Genomic DNA, 18,469 nt, shown 5'->3' with positions numbered 1-18,469 from the left:
TTTCCATAACGCGTGTCTATCTCGTTAGATCTACTTTTAAATAGCAGTAGAGTGCTCCGTCTAGTTAGCGACGATATTTTCATCACTTTAGAGTAGGCAGCTTATTCACCGCTCTTGGTCTGAGTCGGTTTAGGTATTGTATAGATATCTCTGCTGAGCCCATCGTTAAAGACCTTCCTGTTAATTTTAACGCCACCTAGTTTCTCAACCAAAGCGCGTGCGGCAAGGTTTTCATCATTCATGTAGGTTTCAACGGATTTCCAGTTAAATTCGTTATATGCATGTAGCAAGGCGGCATTTGAGGCTTCTGTGGCGATGCCTTTGCCACGCCCTTCTGGCGACACCCACCAAGTTAACTCTGTAGGCCATTCTTTACCTTGCCAAAAACCACATGTGCCAACATAACTGTTGTCGGATTTTAACTGGATCACCCAAACACCAAATCCCAGCAAATGCCAAGACCCTAGATCTGCCTTTAATCTGGCCCAAACTTGCTCTTTTCCTATCGGACCACCGTATGCCTTTGAAGCTTCAGCATCGGTGTAAAAATTTTCGTATACTTCAAAACACTCCATGCTAGGCGGAACGAGTCTTAATCGTTCAGATTCAATGGTAGGTATCATGATATTCCTTATTGGTAACTACACAGCCCTGTAGTCAGACATTAGTGTGTTTAATATGCTGACATTGTTAGTACTATCAAAAGCCACATTAATTAATCTAAACTGCAAATAAGCAAATTTACCCAACAATGCTTCGAAATTTACATTATTAAATGACTTAGAGGCAAGCATCTCAAAGCAGCCATAAAAAGACTTAAGACTAGTCGGTATTAACTGGGTGATAGTAACGTCATGTTTGGAAGTCGATATTTACACGATAAAAGAGGCGTGTAAACAATAGATTATGAATTCAGCGTAGTACTTCTGTAAAACCTTGAACGCAGTAATAGTAATCGAGTATTAGCGCAAAAAGCGATATCCCGGTTTCTGTATCTGGCGCATTGCAAGAGCAGTGATTATTGCGATTATCGTATTTAATACCAGTCTTATACTGTTGATTATTTATGTTCGAACAGAAGCGGCGTTAACGGCCACTTCTCTAACACTGCATCTGAGCTGATGGTAGACAGTACATTAGTACTGGAGATACGTGCTGAGTAAACTGTGCTGCCCATGCTTTTTTGCTCTATCGGCCAACTGATCAATTCTTTCCCAGTATTAATGTCCCAAATCGACATAGGTGATTTTGAGGTTGTGGTTAACAAATGCTGTCCATCGGGCAGAAAAACGGCTTCGCGGAAAAACTTAAAGCGCTGCGGATAGTGCAGCTTTACAGGCGGTTTATCACTATTGAGAAAGATGATTTGTTGGGTGTTGAGTGCGTCTGAAACGAAAATCGTGTCCACGTTATGATTGACGGCTAAGCTAGTAATGCGGTTATTAAATGCAACATTCTTGATGACCTGTAGTTCATTGCTAGTTAAATAGTTGACGTTACCGTCTAAGCTTGCTGACAAGAGTTTTGTACCATCATCACTGAAATGCAGACGGGTGATACTGCTATCGTGAACGTGTTGGCTAGAAAATGTATTGCTGGCAAAGTCAAATACCATTAAACGCCCATCATTGTATCCCACAGCAACTTTATGTTTATCGGTGGACCAAGCTAACGACGTGATTTGAATGTATGTTTCAACTTCAGGCAAGGGGTGCTGTTTAATAATTGCACCATTGGCGAGATCCCACCAAATTAGCGTATTTCCTGCACTGGTAAGAAGTTGGGTATTATCTCCCGCAAAGTCGGCGTGCTGAAAAGAAAGCGAGAATTTACTCCCGTCAATTTGTTGTATTTTTTGAAAAGTTTGGGTGTCCCAAATTTGGATGAGGTGGTCATTTAGCATCAACCAAACTTGGCTTGCATCATGATTAAATTGGGCCTGAACAATGGATTCCTCAATCAGTTGGTGCTGAACTGAAGGCTCAGTTTCTATTTTTGGGCTACACGCGCTGAGTAGTATCACACTGGCTGTAACGAGCAAGTACCTAGAAAATTGAATCGTTATCTGTTGATACATGATTAAATAACCCCGCGCGGCGAAAAAACACAAACTTTTTCTCATTTAGCCTCAGCTAAACGCAAAAAAACATCTGAAGTCAACATTTTTTCCACACCCTCTGATTTATCCTACTTTCGTTATCGGTTAATAAGCTTAAAGAGTTTAGTTTTTTAGAGGAGCAAACTAGTGAAAGGTATCTTAACCTTGATTCTACTCGGAGCTATCTGGGGCGCTTCATTTTTATTTATGAAAGTTGCCGCAGGTGTACTTGGTCCAGCTGTATTGATTGAAGTGCGTGTACTATTGGGTGCATTGACTTTAGCGACCGTGGGTTGGGTACTCAAACGCAAACTGGAGTTTATGAAGTATAAAAAGCACTTCTTTATTATGGGGCTTTTTAGCTCGGCTTTACCTTTCCTTTTAGTGGCTTATGCAGCGCAAACTTTAGATGCCTCCTTGTTAGCCATCTTGAATTCTACAGCGCCTATTTGGGGCGTGATTGTCGGAGTTATTTGGTTTAAAACTCGGGTCAAACCAGCAGTATGGGTAGGTTGTGGGCTTGGAGTAGCGGGGGTAGTGACGTTGGTTGGCTTTGACAGCACAAACCTCACTGCGGCCAACGCACTACCGCTACTTGCAGCAATCTTATCACCATGCTGTTTTGGCATAGTCTCACACTATGTAAAGAAGGCACCTCAGTTGCCGCCATTCACGTATGCTCATGGTAGCCTATGGAGCTCGGTTATTTTTGTGCTACCTTTCACATTATTTATGCCCATCAATGAACCACCTACGGTTTCTATTATCACTGCGGTGTTGATCCTTGGGGTAATATGTACCGGTGTCGCCCATATTCTTTACTTTAATTTGGTAGAGGAGATGGGACCATCTTCCGCGCTCACCGTGACTTTTCTTATCCCCATTTTTGGTATTGTCTGGGGTCACATATTCTTAGATGAAGTTATTGGGATAAATACCATATTGGGTGGAATGCTGGTACTGCTGGGGGTGTGTTTTGTAACCAGTGTGGTGGGTAAATTACGGCTTCCTAAATCTGCAGTTTCCTAGTTGATATGGGTTGGAGAGGCGTAGAGCCTCTCTTTTTTTTCACTGCTATTTAGTGAACCTGAACCTAGGATAAGCGACATGCTACAGCGCGACTCTTTTTACGTATTTCAGCGTTGAATTCGTCTTGTACTACATAAAAATAGTAGCACCGTATGATTGAGTTGGTTAATGTTTTGATTAAATTGACCTTTCTATATCCATTATCCCGCGTTCAGGTTAGTGAATTTCTTCTTAATTTCCGTAACCTGTTCGAATCCTATTCCCCAATTGTCAGTGCTTATCTGCTCAATTAACACAAATGTCGTTTCTGGCTTTTTATCTAAAACATCAACCATCAATTGTGTGGTGCCTTTAATGAGCGCTTGCTTTTGCTCATTGCTGATGGGTTCGTCGGTGATGCGAATGTTGATATATGGCATATTTAATTCCTTATAAATCAGTTGTCTGCGTACATTTTGTTGACGATCAGCCACTGTCCGTGTTCTTTAAGCAGACCTAAAAAATCGATATAGGTTCTACCAAGTAAAGGGCATAGGGCTTTGACCATTGCTTGTTGATTGATAATGTCTATTGATAAAACTCGGTATTCCCAAGCAAGCCCAAGAGCTGCCGGAGCCTCTCGTGTTTCCACCAATGACAGCCAGCTCAGTAAATCACGTCTTAAATCAGGAGCCTTTAGCACGGTATCAGGATGAAATATCCGTTTTAACTTTTCACTGTCTCCATGGTGCAACCCATCAAAATAAGTTTGCACCAGATCAGAAATAGCATCGATATCCCTGACCATCTTTACGCGGTCACCGCTAACGATTGTTCTGCTTGAATCGCAGCTTGGAATGTGGGGCGTGATTGTACTTTATCTATCATCACCAACGTTTTAGTAGGAATGATGATTTCAAGGTCAAAAAACGCGTTCCAGCGGGCATAAACACTCAGCATGATGTCAGCAGCTGAAGGCGTAGTGCCGCCTAAAAAAGGTTGCTCTGCTAACTTATTTTCGACTACTTGCCAGAGCGAGTTAATATGCTCTGCTGCAGCAGCAAGATATTGCGCCTTGGCTTCACGATTGGAAATATGGTTTGCCCCAAAGAACACTTTTGAGTAGGCACTGTGCATGGTCGCATTGGCAAACATAATGTCTTCAATCGCTTGTTGGCGTGCTACTGGTTCTGTTGGAAATAAGTCATTATCGTGGTTTTCTAATAAATACAGCATGATCGCTGCACCTTCAAATAAGGTGACTTCATCATGTTTGAGAACTGGCACGACACCAACGGGGTTAATTGAACGAAAATCTGCTAAGCCTCGGGTATTGACCAAATCAAACTGTAAGTTGAGTTCACGCATAACGGCATGTGTTGCAAGTGAGCAAGCGTCTGGGAAAAAATAAAGTGTATACATGCTTCAATCCTTAAGATATTTGTGGTTGATTTCTATTTAACCTCAACGGCGGATAAGCGAATTTGCTCAATAATGCTATTTTGTCCACTCTACTCGTTGTCTTCACTTGTAATAGCCAGCTATTACCACGCAAAAACGCCTTGATATTGAACAAAGTCTCATCATTGGGTTAGAAGAATCATCCGTTATTAAATAGTTATACTTCCAAAACGTTCATCCGCAGGTGAGGTTATTTGCTTTGACTGTGTTACCAAAGAGGTACACTGGCAGTTTACGATGCCGCTCTTGTTTGATATATAGTGATAATTCGAACTGAAAGTTTCCAGTATGGAAACAATTAAAGGGCTCAAGGAAATGAATAAACTACGCTCAATTGAAATGTTTTCTCGGTTGGTCGAGTTAGGCAGTTTTACCCGGGTGGCAGAGCAATTTGGCACATCTAAGTCAATGATCAGCAAAGAAATCAGTCGTCTTGAAGATGATCTCGGTGTGCGTTTACTACATCGAACTACCCGTAATCTACAGCTGACTCATGCGGGAGAAGGATATCTGCAATATGCTCGGGAAGTGCTGAACAAGCTAGCTCAAGCCGATGCGTTTGTACGGGATATTCATCAACGACCAAAAGGTAAATTAAAGATCAATGCGCCGATGACACTAGGGTTAACGGATCTGGCAACGGTGTTTTCCGACTTTATGAAAGCCTATCCCGATATCAGTTTAGAGATCCATTTGGGTGATGAAGAAATCGACTTAGTGGAGCAAGGCTTTGATCTAGGTTTTAGAGCCAGTAGCCGGGAATTTGACTCGAGCTACGTGGGTCGGCCATTGACCACTTTTAGTTATATTACCTGTGTCTCCCATGATTATTTTGACACCCATCCAGCGATTGAAACTGCCCAGGATCTGTTAGCGCATAACTGCTTTGAGTACAGTTACTTTAAAGGCAAAAACGTTTGGCCTATCGGTGATGGAGTTGCAATAAATGGGAGTCTCAAAGCCAATAGTGGCTTGTTGATCCTCGAGGCGATTAAAGCAGGACATGGCGTGGGTATGTTACCCGAATTTGCCTGTCAAAAAGCATTGGATAGTGGTCAGGTGATTGAAATACTTAAAGAAGTTAAAAGGCCAACGCTAACGCTTTATGCCCTGTATCCCGTCCGGCATTTGGTTCCAACCAAAGTTATTACCTGTATTGAATTTGTACAAAACTGGTTTAATGAAAACTATCCCCCGTCTTAATAGTGCCCTACCTGTTGTTAACGGGTTGAGTGCTATGGTAATAAAAATGTAAACTAGAGTATATATTCTACTTGCTCCTTTTTGATTTGGCTTGCTCAATGTCGGCCATTTCAATTGTTTAAACCGCTAATACCTATTAGCTAACTCGTTGAACGGGAGAGAATATATGTCGTTATCAAGGATTACCCGGCTCAGCACCAAGACGCTGACTGCGGCGTCAATTGCGTGTGTGTTTAATGTAAGTGCTTTACCAGCTTGTCCAAACCCAGGTTGGTTAGAGCAAAATTATGACAAGCCAAATGTTCCAAGAACAAATTATCGTAATAGCTTCAATAAGTTAATTACCTGGCTACCTGCTTTCCATATGGTTCATGACCAAATAATTGCTGAAGGAATGCCAGCTACCGTAACCGCTAAGTTTGACTATGGGGCGGTTGCTCATAAGGACTTAGAGCAGGAAACGGTCCGTTTTTATCTTCGTGGACAGCATGATACCCAGTGGCGTGATTTAGGTACGGCCGTTACTAACCGCGATGGCAAAGCAACGGTCACCTTGCCAGCAATGAACGCCGGACAGTACCGAATTTATGCCGCGGTACCAGCTGATGGCACTGGCACTGAGGGTTTTGTCACTGTGATCCAGCCAAACACACCCGCAGTGTTGTTTGATATTGATGGTACGTTAACCGAGTCGGATGCCGAAGCGGTAGGTGACTACACAGGTATTGATCGTGCTGATGAAAAAGAAGGCGCCTACACTTTAGTCCGTCGCTATCTAGACTTGGGTTATCAACCCGTTTACCTGACCGCTCGTGTTTACTGGTATGCCAAAGGCACGCGTGATTGGTTAAAGTGGGTTGGCTTACCACAAGGTTTTTTGCGGACCTCGTTGAGTAATGAAACCAGCATGTTTCGTACTGCAGAATACAAAATTGAACAGATCCAGCAGCTACAGCGGCAGGGACTTAATATCGTTCGCGCATACGGAAACGCTAAAACGGATGCCGAGGCTTTTATCCGTGCAGGACTTGGTGCAGAAAATAGCTTCACCATCGGTGGCGATGCGGGTTACTACGGTACAACGGCGATCACCAATAATAGCTACTATGACCACATTACAGAGTTGGTGGATAATTTTCCTGAAGCTCAGTGTGAGTAATAAAACCCCTTTAGCAGTAAAGAACTTCCGTTGCCGCTGCTATTAGGGGGGCAGAGAAGTTGTTATGACTTCTCTATTTGTGTGTTGTATTGATTCAACAAAACGTCATGTAAAAAAGCTTAATAAAGATGAACTGTCGGTCTATATTCAGACAGTTCATGCACCTTCTGTGCAGGGACCATAAAGACAAACAATAAGGAAAGCAACTCATGAAAACACTCATTGTAGTTCTACTACTTGGCCTAGCTAGCACAGGTGCTGTAGCGCAAAGTACGGGAAGCGCGGTGGTTCCTCACTATACCTTTTCTGGTCAAAATAATTCAAACACTCTTCTTTATCTAACGAATACCACAAACTCCATGCTCGAAGTTGATATAACTGTCAGATCAGGGATTAGTTATGTGGTACATGATGACGGCAATATTATTGGCGGAAGTATTCAAATATGGAATACGCTGTATGCTAGTGAGCCAACATCTGGTCCAGGCCCTTCGGCAAAGCTAACAATGCGTCCAGGTGGAACATCCGAAATTTGGCTTAAGCCAAAAGCGGTAAATAACGGCTATACAGGAACCATTAAAATCGACTGGACTTCACCTGAAAACGTGTCTGAAGCGATGTTTGCTCATGCAAGAGTGGTACTAAAAGAAGGTACCACATCAGAAAGTAGTTACTCAGTTCATGTAAATAATGGCCAAAGTTTCTAAAGTCGTTCATTCGCGCAGGGCTTCTATTCAACTCTGCGCGAAATCAAGCGTCTTTTTTGTTGTTAACCAAGACTAAATAGCAGCAATATAAGTTAATCTAAATAGCGCCTCATTTGTGAAATCAGTCCTTGGTCGTTAAATTCTAAAACCAAAATAGTTCTGCCTTTAAAGTGTTTGAGTTTATCTTTTTTGTAGTACTTTGAATCTTCGTTCACCACAACGACGGCGGTGTTAGTCCCCAAAATGATATCTTCAACAGTTTCTGAGAGAGAAACCATGGTTGAGCGTTTGTTCTCAATGCCCTTTCGTAGTTGCTCAAGCCCAGTGAATGAAACGTCATAGGCGATGTGATGATCTGTGTAGTCGGGCGTAAAGTAGGCGAGGTACTTTTCCACAGCCGCCTTGTCTCCAGTTGGACTTCGGGCTTGCTCTGATGCCGCTACAAAGGCATGGATCTGCTCTGAAGTCGGCATCGCTTTGGAGGAGTTGCTTAGCAGTGCAGCCAAAAGTAGCAATGTGCTAAAAATAACGTGTTTTTTCAAGTGATATCCCCTTATTCGGTTATGTTTTATCTGTTGCAATTAAGTTTTGTTCTGATGTTATTACTAGTTGGCTATCTTTACTTACTTGTCTAAAAATAAAGGAAATAAAGTCTTTTAAGTTTATTGGGATAAACGAAGTTTGAGCGTGACAACCGTTGTCTGATGATGGATCTAAAAGCGGAATAGAAACACCATAATAATTACCACGAGCTGAGGCCATACCGGCATGCAGATACTTAGATCTGCTTTGGTAGTAACTATCAATAAATTTAACGAGGTGCTCTGGATGGTAAGTACTAAAAAGTTTTACCACTCTTTTTCTAATTGAGAACACGGTTTGATTACAGGTTTTGCAACTGCTAGTGTCATAGGGAAATAAGTTTGCTAACACTTCCAGTGACGAAATGTAGAGCACGGTTGCTGTGTCTACTAAGTCGGTGCGCGAAAATTGGTAGTCCTGCAAAAGGTATGCGGCGTTGTTAAAGTGAGCACAGGCTTCAATAAATGATGGCTTTACTTGACCGAGAATAATGTCGTTGATGAGTGCTTGCTGCTCATCACTTAATCTTAACTTAGCATCTTCTATGGGGTGATCATCTAGCCATTCGGGATCGCCTCGATATGAGTTGTCAGATTTCACTGACGGAAAAGCCGCAACGGCGGTTGGGCCATGCGATTTGACGAAAGTGTTAAATGACACCGACAGAAAGTCGCAAACATCATTGATGAGTCGCCCTGCGACGACTAAAGCATCTTCTTTATCGAAGGCCAAAGCACGTATCGTAAGCCGATTAAATCCATTTTCATGCTGTGAAATAACATAGTGAGACTCTGAAACACTAGCAATCGGGTATTCAATAGTTTCTAAGCAGGCAGCGATATAGAATGTGCGGGCTTTAGAAATATTGATATTGGCAGCTAGTTCATAGAGTTTTTCTTGGACGTCCTTGGCGGTTTCTGTAAACAGACTACGAATAATTAGTGCCTTGATCACACCGCGTTTTTTATAGGTTACCCACACGGTTTGGTTAGGGAGTCCATTGCCAAGCTGCATGTGCCCAAGTTGTACATAGCGGGCTTGAGTGTCTTTTTTAGGCGAAAAATGCCACACACAACGGCCAAATTGAGCTCTAAGCTCTGCGTAAAGCGCTCTTAAATAGCGGTTAGATTGCTGGTTTGAGGTATGATTTAATTCAATTTGCATGATGGATTCCTTTACCTAACTTGGCTAAGGTAAAGGAAATTAAATGATATTTCAATTAGTTGCGTTTCATCATAGGCAGTCACTCAACAGCAAATAGTGAATTTTACTCTACCTCTTGTTCAAACGTCACTTCACCTTGCAGGATTGTCATAAGTACTTGAGTGTTAGTGATTGCGTTTGGCTTAAGCTTAGTGATGTCCTTATTCAACACCACAAAATCGGCATATTTGCCCAACTCAATTGAACCCGTTACCTTATCTAGCCCCAAACTTTTTGCGGCATTAATGGTGTATGCATCAATTGCGGCGTGAACATCAGGTAACCCAGTTTTTGTCATTTTCAAACTATTGGCAATTCCGACTAACGGATTAATATCATGTACGTTCCAGTCACTGCTTAATGTGATGTTGGCACCAGTTTTGTAAATTTTTTGGATGTTGAGTAGATTATGTGCTCGCTGTTTACCAATGAGCCATTCAGCCCAACTATGATCGCCTTGAGCGATGTATTCTGAACCAACTTGAAAGTCGGCGCTGACGTTGAGCGCCTTAAATCTTGCGATGTCTTGCTGATCTACAGCCTCAACATGGGTTAGCGTGAAGGGTTTACGAGAACCCGCTTTTCTAACCATTTCAACGGCATTTAGCGACTCGTTAACTGCGCCATCACCGATGGCATGAATATGTGCGCTAAAACCTATTTTATCCAGCGCAATCAGCCAGTCTTTCATTTTATCTGGCTCAATATAATTCAAGCCAAGAGGTGCATTGGGAATGTATGTATCGAGGTAGGGGGTTAGCATTTTTGCAGTGCCGTTGGTGATAATCCCATCGCTATATAACTTTACTTGGTTCGCCAACAGTCTTTTCGAATGGTCATTTGAGAACAGGCTTTTTAGTACTGGGAGTTGCTTTTCCATGGCTATGCTTGGATAGATCCACGGCCGCAGTGACACGCGTACAGTCAGCTCATTATTTTTCTCGGCTGCTTTCCATACTTCATACCAGCCGCGTCGCCAATAAAGCCTTCCATCGCCAATGGTAGTGATGCCATGAGCCGAAGCTTCAGCCAGACCGGATTGAAGACCTTGATAACTGCGCTCAAACTTATTAGCGCTATTGTTCCATGCTTGTTCCATCATGATGTCACCAGCATTGTCGAGTAAAATACCATTTAGTTGATTGGTATGTGTTTCTCGTAATAACCAACCGCCCTGTGGATGCTCAGAAGCCGGATGGATATTTGCGCGTTTAAGCGCGACGGAATTGACCCACATCGCATGGGAAGTTTGCTCCATCAAGATCACGGGTTTGGTCGGGAAGAGTTTATCGAGTACAGCAATAGGGCTATAGTAATTATCAGCACTGAGAATATTTTCTAGGGTAAAACCATATCCAATCAGCCACTGACTATCATTGGCTTGATACCGACAGCGATTGAGAAATGGTATTTGATCTTTTAAGTTACCCTCAGGGCTCAATTCGCAGTCACCTCCAATTTCAGACATGGCTTCAAAAACATGATTATGATTGTCGATAAAGCCGGGAAGTAAAAAAGCACCCTCAAGATCAATGACCTCAGTATTGTCATCAAGGTAGGTTGTGGCTTCTGTTTTATCACCGATAAATACAATGCGTTTATCTTCAACTACGAGGGTATTGGCGGATGGGTGCTGGTAGATATTGGCATTGGTGATGACCAGCTCTGCTCTGGCAGTTTGCAAGGCACAATAAAAGCAAAAAACAATAAAGATAAGTAAAGGTTTCATAAGCCAGTGGTAAAACTATAAGATGATTGCCTAAGTATAGTGGTACGGAGAGGTTTGCAAAGAGCTCACTAATAATAGAACAGCCATACTTTTGTTCAGGAACCTAAGATGATGTCACAGCTTTGATTGGCCTTTCTTTACGCTATTTCGCCTGCAGCTAGCCTAGTGCGGTTAAGCCGTGGCGTATCCCAGCTTTTTAAACGGAATTCATCGTAAAGTCTAAAAGCTGGGCATCATTGAGGTGTTCGGGTTAGTTTAATTTGGTCTCAATACGAACTTTGCCATCTTCATCTTTAAATCTGAACACAAAATCATCTTTACCGTCGCCGTTGATATCAACGAAGCGAATATCGTTGGTGAGCTCTGGGAGTTTGTATTTAATTTTGGTGCGACGTTTGTCCAACAAAGTATCACTATTGCCGTAATAAACTGTAAGTGTTTTACTGCCCGACTTGTAGACAAGGTCTTGCTTTCCGTCGCCATTTATATCACTAGAAAAAGAAGGATCAGTGCCTCCTTTGTTGTTTCGATCGAAAGCGACTTCAATTTCTTCACTACGGTTTGGCTTTTCTTGAAACTGTCCATTTGATAACTGTTGGTAAATATCGATCTCTATATCCATCTCTATTTTTCCATCGCCAAAAACCGCAGAAGTCAGCGCGCCTATGCCAAAGTCCATAGTTCCTGCCATAAGGTCCGCTAGGCCATCGCCGTTGTAATCTTCTGTCACATTTACAACAGCGTGTGCACTGGCAGTTAGTAACTTAGTACCCTCGGCGTCTATTCCACTTTTTGAGCCAAGGTGTAACTTATGTTCAGCTGTGGTATTCAGGCCTTTCTCTTCTTCCGAATCGGATACGGTTTTAGAAATCATATCAAGATAACCATCGTTATTAATATCGGCGATAGTTTCGATAGATTGCCTGTCGATGTTATCCCAAGCGAAAGAGAGCGGTGAAATAGAGTCAGCATAGCCCGACTGAGAGCCATAAAGCACGTCGATGCTGGTTTTTGTTTTTATCAATACATCATTGAACCCATCGCGATTAAGGTCAAAACTTATTGGCAGATTAGGTAACTTAAACTTTAAGCTGTTTTTGTCACTAAAGGTGATTGATAGTGGGTAATCAAAGCGGTGTAAATCAAAGCCACCCTGTGAGTTTTGAATCGCTAAGGTACTTTGCTCTATCCCAGGTAAAAATAAATCGCTCAAGCCATCTTGGTTCACATCTGCCACGAAATCGAGTTTCTTAAAGTTTTCTGATTTTACTAGATTAAAAATTGAATTGATTGCAACTAGTTTTTTCGGCGTTTGAGACGAGACTAGGTATACTCCATCGGCTGCTAAAACCACCGCTTGAGTTTTATCTGTCTTAGTAAAACTACCATAGTCAAAGCCAAGTGCATTATCAGGGAGTTTTATTTCTTCAGAAGTCATGTTTTTCAGATCAATCACTTCTAGCTGTTTATTTTTTGCATGAGCCGTAAATGCAATGGGACCATCAGTGGTGTATAGGCCACTACTTCCGACTAGCTTTAGATCCAGTGAAGCCATTGCACTACCAATGGGCAGAGCTGACAACATAGCGATGACTAAGGGCTTAATTAGTGTGGAGTTTTTTTTATCGTTCATTACTTCCGAAACCTGCTGTTTTTATTTTGGGGAAATATTGCAGGCTAACTCATTGATTGTAAAGTTGAGAACTGTTAGGAAATGTGTAGTCTAGTGTTAATTCAGAATCGTGTTGAAAAAAGGTCCGGATGAGTGATAGTAGTATTGTGTTGCTAAGGTTGCTGTTTGTAAATGGTTTTATTTATCAGTACTTAGAAACGATAAAAGGGCCTAAAAAGGCCCTTTGGTGAAGTATCGTTCAAGTTAGTGTGATTACTTTAACCCCTTAAAGCAATCAACCAATTGTTTTGCAACTACGGCTTATCTCGTTAAGTTTCTAAGCTAGCGAGAGGAAAAAACCTGCAATTGCTGCACTCATAAGGTTAGCCATAGACCCTGCTAACACTGCTCTGAGCCCTAGGCGTGCGATATCCTTTCTACGACTTGGCGCCATACCGCCCAGTCCGCCTAGTAAGATGGCAATCGACGATAAGTTAGCAAATCCACATAAAGCGAATGTGACAATCGCTTGTGTATGTTCACTTAACGTATCTCGATAATTCATATAATCCAGGTAGGCTACAAATTCGTTCACTACCAGTTTTTGGCCGATAAAACTACCTGCCGTAATCGCTTCAGACCAAGGTACCCCGATCAGCCAAGCAACAGGGGCAAATACATAGCCTAAAATTTCTTGTAAGGTCAGTGTTGGATGGTCAAATAAGCCACCAACGCTACCTAATAAACCATTTAGTAGTGCAATCAATGCCACAAAAGCTAATAACATTGCACCTACATTTAGCGCCAAATGCATACCACTTGACGCACCCGATGCTGCCGCATCAATAACATTCACCGGCTTTTCATCGCCGCTATCAACGTCTTCTAGATTTTCTTTTGGGGTTTCTGTTTCTGGCACAATCATTTTTGCCATCAAGAAACCACCTGGAGCAGCCATAAAGCTTGCAGCTATTAGGTATTTAAGTTCAACACCTATGGCAACATATCCCGCCATTACTGAACCAGCTACCGTTGCAAGACCGCCAACCATAACCGCAAAAAGCTCTGATTGCGTCATTTTAGGGATAAAAGGCTTTACCACTAATGGCGCTTCAGTTTGACCAACAAAAATATTGGCCGTGGCAGACAGAGACTCAGGACGAGAAGTCTTAAGTAGCTTCTGAAGTCCACCACCCAAAATTTTGATCACCCAGTTCATAATGCCAAGGTGATACAACACAGCAACTAACGCCGAGAAAAAGACGATGACAGGTAAAACCTGAATGGCAAAAATAAATCCCAATGACTCTTGTTTTGCCAAGGACCCGAATAAAAAGCCGATCCCATCACCTGCATAGCTAATCACTTTGGCAACTGCACTAGACATTGCCGCTAACGCATTCTTACCTGCATCAATGAAAAGCACAAAGCCACCAATCAGTAGCTGCATTAAAAATGCAACCCCAACGGTTCGCTTGTTGATTGCACTGCGATTTGTCGAAAACGCAAATGCGATGCTCAGTAGTGCTAGCATACCTACTAAGCTCATTATTGTTGTCATGCCTATTTCCCGTTTATTCTTGCAATAAGTATTTTATTTTACTTTTAATAATATCAATCGCAACGCGATTCATACCGCCACGGGTTACAACCAAGTCGGCATTGTGTTTAGACGGCTCGATAAACTGATAAAACATCGGTCTTACCGTTGCCTGATATTGTTCCACTACAGAGGCCACGCTTCTGCCTCTGTGCTCGATATCTCTTTGCATTCTGCGTAGCAAACAAATATCTAATGGGGTATCAATAAATACCTTTATGTCAAATTCTTTGCTTAGTTCAGGGTCACTTAACAGAAGAATTCCCTCAACAATCAAAATCTTGGCCGGGTTTACTGTTCGAGTTTCATTACTACGTGTATGCTGGGCATAGTCATAGGTCGGTACTTGTACCGACTCTCCTTGGCGTAACTTGCCAAGGTGTTCACGCAATAAGTTATGCTCGAAAGCATCCGGGTGGTCGTAATTTGTTTGTGTACGATGTTCAAACGGCAAATGCGATTGATCGTTGTAATAAGCGTCTTCTTCGATTACCGCGATGGCACCGGATTCCAGCTCATTGACTAATTCATTGTAAATCGTTTGACTGAAAAGAGACTTACCGGACGCAGAAGCGCCGGCGATAGCTATAATTGTTCGTGTCACTAAAGTTCACACCCAGCAGTTGTTTATGTTGGAAGATCACAATAGCAAAAAAGACACGATTAATCTCTTTTGCCTCGCTTAGGGCGAAAATGTAACGGTTTTGCTGTACACAAAACAGGACTTATGTCCGCTATGTTAACAAGCAAAGAGCGCAACTTTTCATAAATTTTATTACTGTTTTATTACAGCGGACTTATGTCCTGTACGATTTTTTGAACCAACAATAAAGTATCCATCCGTTGGAGGAAAGGTGTATTTATTAACAAATGTTAACTCCAGCAGTATAAAGAGGTAAGTATGGCAAGAGCAATTATTTTAATGGCGGATAGCCTAGGCATTGGCGCAGCACCAGATGCAGAACAGTTTGGTGACAGCGGTGCAAACACTCTAGCCCACTTACTGAAAGCCTATAAACAAGAGAAAGGGCAAGCATTATCGCTACCAAATCTCGCTAAATTAGGCCTTATTGCTGCATGCGAAGCTGCCGGGAAAGAAACCTGCGAAATCGCTGAACGCGTTGAACCTCAAGCTGCTTGGGGTTACGCAAAAGAATTATCAAGTGGTAAAGACACGCCGTCTGGCCACTGGGAAATGGCAGGAGTGCCAGTGTTATTTGATTGGGGGTATTTCCCAAACACTAACCCTTGCTTCCCTCAAGAGTTTGTTGATGAGTTGTGCAAGCGAGCTGAAATCCCGGGAATTTTGGGAAACTGCTACGCATCTGGCACAACCATTTTAGAGCAACTAGGTGAAGAACACGTGCAAAGCGGAAAACCGATTTGCTACACCTCAGTTGATAGCGTGTTTCAAATAGCCGCTCATGAGCAATCGTTTGGACTAGAAAAGCTTTATCAAGTATGTGAAATCGCACGGGCACTGCTTGATGAAATGAACATAGGAAGAGTGATTGCGCGGCCATTTATAGGCACTTCAAGTGCCGACTTTATTCGTACCGGTAATCGCAGAGATTATTCTGTATTACCGCCATCACCGACTGTGCTTGATAAGTTGGCGCAAGACGGTGGTGAAGTAATCAGCATAGGTAAGATCTCAGACATCTATGCACACCAAGGTATAACACAAAAACATAAAGCGCCTGGGCTGCAAAATTTGTTAGCCAAAACCAGCGAAGTGATGGATAGCGCGCCACCACATAGTATTGTGTTTACCAACCTAGTCGACTTTGATGAAAAGTTTGGACACCGTCGTAATGCTGTCGGTTATGCGCAAGCCCTTGCGGAGTTTGATGCATTTTTACCTGAGATTTTAGGTAAGCTTCAGCAAGATGACGTGTTAATTATTACTGCTGACCATGGTTGTGATCCAACAGCCGCTGGAACAGACCATACCAGAGAGTACGTACCAGTGCTGGCGTATACTTTGGGTATGAACAATACTCCGTTGGGAGAGAGAAACAGTTTTGCAGACATAGGCCAAACCCTTGCCCAGTGGTTTGATTTACCAGCTACCGATTACGGTACTGGCTTTAAGGCCGAGCTTGTAAAGCAAAATTAAAGGAAACACTATGAGTACACCACATATTAGCGCTAATCCAGGGGATTTTGCTGAAACCGTATTAATGCCAGGCGATCCGCTGCGCGCTAAATACATTGCTGAAAACTTCTTGGAAGACGCCCGTCAAGTGACGGACGTGCGAAATATGTTTGGTTTCACAGGTACTTACAACGGTAAACCTGTGAGCATTATGGGATCTGGTATGGGGATCCCTTCAATGTCTATTTATGCCAGAGAGCTTATCGTCAGTTTTGGCGTGAAAAACCTTATCCGTATTGGTACCTGTGGCGGTATTAGTCAAGATATCAAAATTCGTGATGTGATTTTTGCTCAAGGCGCAAGTACAGACTCGAATGTAAATCGTGCTCGTGTTCGTGGTTATGATTTTGCTGCGATTGCCGATTTTGGTTTGCTAGAAAATGGCGTTAACGCCGCACGTCGTCTTGGTATTGAAGCGAAAGTCGGTAATGTATTTACTACTGACACTTTCTATCAAGCAGATGGTGATTTTTATAAAGAATTAGACAAGCTTGGCGTGATGGCCGTTGATATGGAAACGGCTGGCATGTATGGCGTTGCAGCTGAGTACGGCGCTAAAGCAATGGCTTTATTCACGGTAAGTGACCACGTGATCACAGGTGAAGCTACGCCGCCAGAAGAGCGTCAAAGCACCTTCAATGAAATGGTGAAAATAGCGCTTGAATCGCTATAAAGTAAAAAAGTTCCTTGGTAACGTAATCGCAGAGTTTTGGAGACACGCCTAAAACAACGCGAATCACACCCCAAAAAAGCCGCTCCTCCGCGGCTTTTTTTTTGTTTGCTATTTGGCTTATCTGAGAGGTAAATACTTCTGAAAAATTAAACAATTATAATCTGATCTATCAACCAATACTGAATTGTTATTGTGTTATACGCAATAGCTTGGTTGCTAAGCTGGGCTTGAAAGTTCATACTACGCTGGTCTTTGGTATGTATTTTGAGCTGTATGAACACCTTTTTTCTGCTGTTATTTTCTACGATTTTCACTACTGCTGACTATGAAAACTTCAAACAAGCCATCGCAACCGAGCCAGATCGAGCGTTTGAAATCTATAACCGTGTTATTTCCGAGCCATCATTGGATGTATTGACACGTTACCGACTTCATAATGGAGTGATTCAAGCCGCGACTTATTCAGATAGAAATGAAGAGTTACTTGAGGCGGTTGCTGCATTACAATCTACTGAATTTAAAGATTATTTATTGCATGATCAATATAAGCTGGTGACTAATATTGGCCTAGGCTATTGGCGCAGAAAGCAATTGGATAGTGCAACGGTACATCTACAATGTGCCCTTGCGAAGACAGATGACCAAATTTTAAAAATGGTGATAAAACTCAACTTGTCTGTGATTTTTAGTGAAAAAGAGCAGCCTGCTCAAGCATATGCTTTGTTATCTGGCGTAGAGCCTACGGCTGTTCCTGAATATGCCAAAGGAGAGTTGCAAGTTGCACTTGGTAATTCCGCCGTGGCTGGCGGCGAAGTTGAGCGTGCAATTGCTCATTATCACGAATCGTTGGTGTATTTTAAGGAGCAAGATAAAGCAATACCGCGCGCCATTGTTTATTTAAACCTTCTTGGGTTGTACTTAATGCAATCTAATGAACAAGGCTATCAGCTCGCCCTTACCGAGATAAAATCCCACCCTGAACTTGCCAATACAATAACCGCTTATCTAGTGTGGATAGATATGCTACATCAAGGCAATGTGGATAAAATGAACACGGAACAGTTAACAGCATTAGCCAATAAAGCGACACAAGAAGGCATGTTCGACCATCTAAAGTTACAAATTTCTCATTTCAAACTGCCCGTTGCTTACCTTGAACCCAGAAAATTACAAGTTTCTGCCACACCGCTACCTAAGCTGCTTGGTAAACAGTGGTGCGACAATCTTTGACATCATGACTAACTTTGCCATGTTTAAGTGTACGAACTTATTTTCG

The 18,469-nt window shown here is 42.4% G+C and carries 18 protein-coding genes; 7 read left to right on the top strand and 11 right to left on the bottom strand.

Features of this window, described 5'->3' with window-relative positions; genetic code table 11:
- Nucleotides 1–101: 101 nt before the first annotated feature.
- Together ACSLBF_RS18965 and ACSLBF_RS18960 are read right to left on the bottom strand one after the other, a co-directional pair.
- Nucleotides 102–623: a GNAT family N-acetyltransferase gene (locus ACSLBF_RS18965; RefSeq protein WP_440056966.1), complete on the bottom strand. Its 522-nt coding sequence runs from the start codon at nt 621–623 to the stop codon at nt 102–104.
- A 437-nt stretch (nt 624–1,060) separates the two neighbouring features.
- Nucleotides 1,061–2,077: a WD40 repeat domain-containing protein gene (locus tag ACSLBF_RS18960; protein ID WP_440056965.1), complete on the bottom strand. Its 1,017-nt coding sequence runs from the start codon at nt 2,075–2,077 to the stop codon at nt 1,061–1,063.
- A gap of 168 nt (nt 2,078–2,245) precedes the next feature.
- Here ACSLBF_RS18960 and ACSLBF_RS18955 point away from each other — a divergent pair, with 168 nt between their 5' ends.
- The gene (locus ACSLBF_RS18955; protein ID WP_440056964.1) at nt 2,246–3,127 is read left to right on the top strand and encodes a DMT family transporter; all 882 of its coding nucleotides are present in this window, start codon (nt 2,246–2,248) and stop codon (nt 3,125–3,127) included.
- Nucleotides 3,128–3,327: 200 nt separating this feature from the next.
- On the opposite strand, the gene ACSLBF_RS18950 is transcribed toward ACSLBF_RS18955, so the two are convergent.
- From ACSLBF_RS18950 to ACSLBF_RS18940, 3 genes are read right to left on the bottom strand one after another with little or no spacing between them, the layout of a single operon-like run.
- Nucleotides 3,328–3,546 (bottom strand): tautomerase family protein, encoded by a 219-nt coding sequence (locus ACSLBF_RS18950; RefSeq protein ID WP_440056963.1) that lies wholly within the window; start codon nt 3,544–3,546, stop codon nt 3,328–3,330.
- Nucleotides 3,547–3,563: 17 nt separating this feature from the next.
- The gene (locus tag ACSLBF_RS18945; protein ID WP_440056962.1) at nt 3,564–3,914 is read right to left on the bottom strand and encodes a nuclear transport factor 2 family protein; all 351 of its coding nucleotides are present in this window, start codon (nt 3,912–3,914) and stop codon (nt 3,564–3,566) included.
- Between the two features lie 2 nt (nt 3,915–3,916).
- Nucleotides 3,917–4,528, bottom strand: a complete 612-nt coding sequence (locus tag ACSLBF_RS18940) for a glutathione S-transferase family protein (protein ID WP_440056961.1) — start codon at nt 4,526–4,528, stop codon at nt 3,917–3,919.
- 354 nt (nt 4,529–4,882) lie between these two features.
- Here ACSLBF_RS18940 and ACSLBF_RS18935 point away from each other — a divergent pair, with 354 nt between their 5' ends.
- From ACSLBF_RS18935 to ACSLBF_RS18925, 3 genes are all read left to right on the top strand, one after another.
- Entirely contained in the window at nt 4,883–5,770 is an 888-nt protein-coding gene (locus ACSLBF_RS18935; RefSeq protein ID WP_440056960.1) for a LysR family transcriptional regulator, read from the top strand.
- Between the two features lie 166 nt (nt 5,771–5,936).
- A complete protein-coding gene (locus ACSLBF_RS18930; protein WP_440056959.1) occupies nt 5,937–6,929 on the top strand; it encodes an LNS2 domain-containing protein in 993 nt (330 codons plus the stop codon).
- 209 nt (nt 6,930–7,138) lie between these two features.
- Nucleotides 7,139–7,636: a hypothetical protein gene (locus ACSLBF_RS18925; RefSeq protein WP_440056958.1), complete on the top strand. Its 498-nt coding sequence runs from the start codon at nt 7,139–7,141 to the stop codon at nt 7,634–7,636.
- Nucleotides 7,637–7,728: 92 nt separating this feature from the next.
- On the opposite strand, the gene ACSLBF_RS18920 is transcribed toward ACSLBF_RS18925, so the two are convergent.
- From ACSLBF_RS18920 to udk, 6 genes are all read right to left on the bottom strand, one after another.
- Nucleotides 7,729–8,178, bottom strand: coding sequence for a nuclear transport factor 2 family protein (locus tag ACSLBF_RS18920; RefSeq protein WP_440056957.1), 450 nt, complete (start codon nt 8,176–8,178; stop codon nt 7,729–7,731).
- Nucleotides 8,179–8,197: 19 nt separating this feature from the next.
- Nucleotides 8,198–9,382 carry a hypothetical protein gene (locus ACSLBF_RS18915; RefSeq protein WP_440056956.1) on the bottom strand — a complete coding sequence of 395 codons (1,185 nt, stop codon included), beginning with the start codon at nt 9,380–9,382 and terminating at the stop codon, nt 8,198–8,200.
- Nucleotides 9,383–9,485: 103 nt separating this feature from the next.
- Nucleotides 9,486–11,150 (bottom strand): amidohydrolase, encoded by a 1,665-nt coding sequence (locus ACSLBF_RS18910; protein WP_440056955.1) that lies wholly within the window; start codon nt 11,148–11,150, stop codon nt 9,486–9,488.
- A gap of 250 nt (nt 11,151–11,400) precedes the next feature.
- Nucleotides 11,401–12,783 (bottom strand): FG-GAP repeat domain-containing protein, encoded by a 1,383-nt coding sequence (locus ACSLBF_RS18905; protein ID WP_440056954.1) that lies wholly within the window; start codon nt 12,781–12,783, stop codon nt 11,401–11,403.
- Nucleotides 12,784–13,099: 316 nt separating this feature from the next.
- Nucleotides 13,100–14,323, bottom strand: a complete 1,224-nt coding sequence (locus tag ACSLBF_RS18900; protein ID WP_440056953.1) for a NupC/NupG family nucleoside CNT transporter — start codon at nt 14,321–14,323, stop codon at nt 13,100–13,102.
- A 13-nt stretch (nt 14,324–14,336) separates the two neighbouring features.
- Nucleotides 14,337–14,966, bottom strand: a complete 630-nt coding sequence (gene udk / locus ACSLBF_RS18895) for a uridine kinase (protein WP_440056952.1) — start codon at nt 14,964–14,966, stop codon at nt 14,337–14,339.
- A gap of 297 nt (nt 14,967–15,263) precedes the next feature.
- Here udk and ACSLBF_RS18890 point away from each other — a divergent pair, with 297 nt between their 5' ends.
- The 3 genes from ACSLBF_RS18890 (at nt 15,264) to ACSLBF_RS18880 (ending at nt 18,423) form a co-directional block, all read left to right on the top strand.
- Nucleotides 15,264–16,481 (top strand): phosphopentomutase, encoded by a 1,218-nt coding sequence (locus ACSLBF_RS18890; RefSeq protein ID WP_440056951.1) that lies wholly within the window; start codon nt 15,264–15,266, stop codon nt 16,479–16,481.
- A 10-nt stretch (nt 16,482–16,491) separates the two neighbouring features.
- Complete coding sequence (gene deoD / locus ACSLBF_RS18885) at nt 16,492–17,193, top strand: purine-nucleoside phosphorylase (protein WP_440056949.1); 702 nt, start codon at nt 16,492–16,494, stop codon at nt 17,191–17,193.
- A 273-nt stretch (nt 17,194–17,466) separates the two neighbouring features.
- Nucleotides 17,467–18,423 carry a tetratricopeptide repeat protein gene (locus ACSLBF_RS18880; RefSeq protein ID WP_440056948.1) on the top strand — a complete coding sequence of 319 codons (957 nt, stop codon included), beginning with the start codon at nt 17,467–17,469 and terminating at the stop codon, nt 18,421–18,423.
- The last annotated feature ends 46 nt before the right edge of the window (nt 18,424–18,469 follow it).

The sequence above is a fragment of the Pseudoalteromonas sp. T1lg65 genome, assembly GCF_051930985.1.
GTDB lineage: Bacteria > Pseudomonadota > Gammaproteobacteria > Enterobacterales > Alteromonadaceae > Pseudoalteromonas.
This window is presented reverse-complemented; position numbering and strand designations above follow the sequence as displayed.

Excerpts from the sequence above, each read along its gene's own strand:
- ACSLBF_RS18935 (WP_440056960.1), top strand. The coding sequence starts at position 4,883 with ATGAATAAACTACGCTCAATTGAAATGTTTTCTCGGTTGGTCGAGTTA.
- ACSLBF_RS18925 (WP_440056958.1), top strand. The coding sequence starts at position 7,139 with ATGAAAACACTCATTGTAGTTCTACTACTTGGCCTAGCTAGCACAGGT.
- ACSLBF_RS18905 (WP_440056954.1), bottom strand. The coding sequence starts at position 12,783 with ATGAACGATAAAAAAAACTCCACACTAATTAAGCCCTTAGTCATCGCT.
- deoD (WP_440056949.1), top strand. The coding sequence starts at position 16,492 with ATGAGTACACCACATATTAGCGCTAATCCAGGGGATTTTGCTGAAACC.
- ACSLBF_RS18945 (WP_440056962.1), bottom strand. The coding sequence starts at position 3,914 with ATGGTCAGGGATATCGATGCTATTTCTGATCTGGTGCAAACTTATTTT.
- ACSLBF_RS18960 (WP_440056965.1), bottom strand. The coding sequence starts at position 2,077 with ATGTATCAACAGATAACGATTCAATTTTCTAGGTACTTGCTCGTTACA.
- ACSLBF_RS18910 (WP_440056955.1), bottom strand. The coding sequence starts at position 11,150 with ATGAAACCTTTACTTATCTTTATTGTTTTTTGCTTTTATTGTGCCTTG.
- ACSLBF_RS18930 (WP_440056959.1), top strand. The coding sequence starts at position 5,937 with ATGTCGTTATCAAGGATTACCCGGCTCAGCACCAAGACGCTGACTGCG.
- ACSLBF_RS18950 (WP_440056963.1), bottom strand. The coding sequence starts at position 3,546 with ATGCCATATATCAACATTCGCATCACCGACGAACCCATCAGCAATGAG.
- ACSLBF_RS18880 (WP_440056948.1), top strand. The coding sequence starts at position 17,467 with ATGAACACCTTTTTTCTGCTGTTATTTTCTACGATTTTCACTACTGCT.
- ACSLBF_RS18965 (WP_440056966.1), bottom strand. The coding sequence starts at position 623 with ATGATACCTACCATTGAATCTGAACGATTAAGACTCGTTCCGCCTAGC.
- ACSLBF_RS18940 (WP_440056961.1), bottom strand. The coding sequence starts at position 4,528 with ATGTATACACTTTATTTTTTCCCAGACGCTTGCTCACTTGCAACACAT.
- ACSLBF_RS18900 (WP_440056953.1), bottom strand. The coding sequence starts at position 14,323 with ATGACAACAATAATGAGCTTAGTAGGTATGCTAGCACTACTGAGCATC.
- ACSLBF_RS18890 (WP_440056951.1), top strand. The coding sequence starts at position 15,264 with ATGGCAAGAGCAATTATTTTAATGGCGGATAGCCTAGGCATTGGCGCA.
- ACSLBF_RS18915 (WP_440056956.1), bottom strand. The coding sequence starts at position 9,382 with ATGCAAATTGAATTAAATCATACCTCAAACCAGCAATCTAACCGCTAT.